The organism is Candidatus Hydrogenedentota bacterium (assembly GCA_019695095.1).
Taxonomy (GTDB): domain Bacteria; phylum Hydrogenedentota; class Hydrogenedentia; order Hydrogenedentales; family SLHB01; genus JAIBAQ01.
Genome location: JAIBAQ010000387.1, coordinates 1 through 2,760 on the forward strand (window position 1 = coordinate 1; position 2,760 = coordinate 2,760).

The 2,760-nt window shown below is 59.8% G+C and carries 1 protein-coding gene; it reads left to right on the forward strand.

Going from position 1 to position 2,760, the window contains the following annotated elements; all coding sequences use genetic code 11:
• Positions 1 to 121: 121 nt before the first annotated feature.
• Positions 122 to 2,760 (forward strand): hypothetical protein (locus tag K1Y02_26725; GenBank protein ID MBX7259978.1); only part of this gene is annotated, 2,639 nt, incomplete at its 3' end.

The window sequence follows — 2,760 nt, forward strand, 5'->3', positions numbered from 1 at the left end:
GTGACGTCAGCGGCCAAACTGGTTGCGTCGAATTCACGGCGTTGGGGGGCCTGCCTGTGCGATCGAAGATTCTCATTCGCGCAAACATGACCTGAAGCCCGCTATCAATAGGGGAATCCATATGTCTCTAGTCTGTGCATTTGCTTTGTGCGCGTTCACAACTCTTGGCGCGGGACCCGCGGCATGCGGCGTCGGTTCGGGGGCCAGCCCCATGTCGCTCTTCATCAATGGGTCCGATGACTCTCTGCTTGGCCGTTACGTGGCCGATGCCGAGGCGATGGCGGAGACGGAGTTCGTTCGGACCGATTCATCTACGGGATTGGCGGTGCGGCAACGGCAGCGATGGATTTCGGAATGCGGCGCCTTGGTCATTGAAAGCGCATTGACCAATCCGACGTCTTCGGCCGTCTCGACGGATTCAACGCCGATTCTTGAGTGGGGTTTTCGGATTTTTGACGAGCAGGACGATGGGCGGTATCGGGCTCTTTCTCCGAGTCAGGATGTCTGGTACGGATCGTCTTTCTGGACGGGGCCCGATTGGACGCGCGTAGGCAAGGATTGGCAACACTCCGGAGAGAACACGCCAAGTGTGCGCCGGTTTACCGCTCCGCGAGACGGACGACTTACGGTCTCGGAGCGAGTCTACAAGGCCGACACGAACAATGGCGGCGGCGACGGCGTGAAGCTTGAGATACGACACGGGCGTGAAACGGTGTGGTCCGCCGAGATAGACGGCAACGACGCCCAGGGTGTCGAACCCGGCATTTCCATGGACGTGCGAAAAGGTGACGCAATCCGGTTTGTCGTGCACAAGCGCGGTCACATTGCATGCGATACGACACATTGGGACCCTGTGCTCACCTACGATGACGGTGAGCGGTATCAGGCGTCGGAGGCGTTCTCTGCGATCGGCGCCGAACAGAGTTGCTGGCGCTGCGAGATGGAGACGGACCCGAGCGAGGCAAGGGGATTGCCGGTTGTACGTGTCCTGACCGTTGACGCGGCGCTTCGAGAAGCTACAACGATGGTGGGGACTGCCGTTGCCCATGAAAGCAAAGACATCCTGCCGCTGGTGGTCATTTCTGACGAGACAGACAAGAGCGGATTGGCGCTGGCCATGACAAGAGCCGCGCCGTGGACGGTGACGGCGGAACTTTCGCGAGAAGGGATCCTGCATGTCGCGGTGAAACATGGCAACACGGGTTCGTCAATGGCAGTGGAGTCTGGCTCCTCCCTCCTATTGCCGCACATTATCGCTATGCCGTATTCGGGGCCGTGGAGCAAAGGATTCACGGCGGCGCAGTCTTTGCTGGAGTCCGGTGTCACCGATTCCTGCATTGACGAACTGCGCAAGGCGTTCGCAAGCGTTCAAGGAGAAGGCCGTCTGTCGTTGGATCTATGGGCCTTGGTCCAAGCCGATTGGCACGCTCAAGACAAGCTGTCGGACAGCACGGAGTCGTATGCGTCCGCCACACGCCGCCATTATGACAAGGCGCGGCAGTTGCTGGCAGACCTGCGCGCGGGACAGTCAGATGACTTCCTTTCCGCGGAGTCGCAACGTCTGAGTCTGATGGAGGCAACGATCGGCGCGGAGCACACGCTAGACGAGTGGCGTTCGTTGTATGCGCAGGTGCGCGGGATAAAGCGCGAGATTGCGTTCAAGAACCCCCTACTCAACTTTGACCAGTTGCTTTTCTGCAAGCGCGTGCCCACGTCGTACAGCCATCTCGTCATGCAGTATTACGGATGGCGCGCGCGGCCCGGAGGCGGGTTGTTTGTGCTGGAGCGGCCCGGATATTCGCTGAAAGCGCGTGATTTGCTGGACGGTCAACTGTCGAAAGGCAATGTGCTTGAGCCGCGCTTGTCGTATGACGCGAAACGCATTGTGTTTTCCTACGTCGCGTGTACCGGCAAGAACACGCACTACAATGCGCTCAACAATGAGGTCGATGAGGATTTTTATCACGTCTGGGAAGTGAATGTGGATGGCTCGGGACTCCACCAACTCACATCGGGTCCCTATGACGACCTGATGCCAACCTATCTACCCGATGGCGGAATCGCGTTCTGTTCCACGCGCCGCAAGGGATACGCGCGGTGTTTTGGCGAGCAGTTCAGTCCGCGGTGGCACGTGTACACGCTGCACCGCATGAACGGCGATGGCAGCGGCGTCCGCACGTTGTCCTATCACGACACCAACGAGTGGTTCCCCTCCGTGTCCAATACAGGGCTGATTCTGTATAGCCGTTGGGACTACATCGACCGCGACGCAGTCACTCACCAGAATCTCTGGTCGAGCCGGCCGGATGGCACAAACCCAATGGCCCTGTGGGGCAACGCGACGCCCGCACCGCATTGCACGTTTCAGATTCAGCCCATCCCCAACAGCAGCAAAATGGTGTTTACAGCGTCCGCGCACCACTCTATCACGGGCGGCTCGATTGCCGTGGTCGATCCCACGATCGCCAACAACGGCGAGCAAGCTCTTACGCGGATAACACCTGAAGTGCCCTTCCCCGAGGCCGAGACGCGCGACATCCCCGAGTACTACGAGTCGCCCTGGCCGTTGTCCGAGAAGTATTTCCTGGTGTCGTACAGCCCCACGCCCCTTGTGTGGGAACCGGGCGCGAATGCGCCGAATGCGTTGGGCCTCTATCTGCTCGACGCGGCGGGCAATCGAGAGTTGTTGTATCGCGACCCGGATATCGGTTGCAGCAATGCCGTGCCTCTGGTTCCACGCCCGGCGCCGCCCGTTGTCCC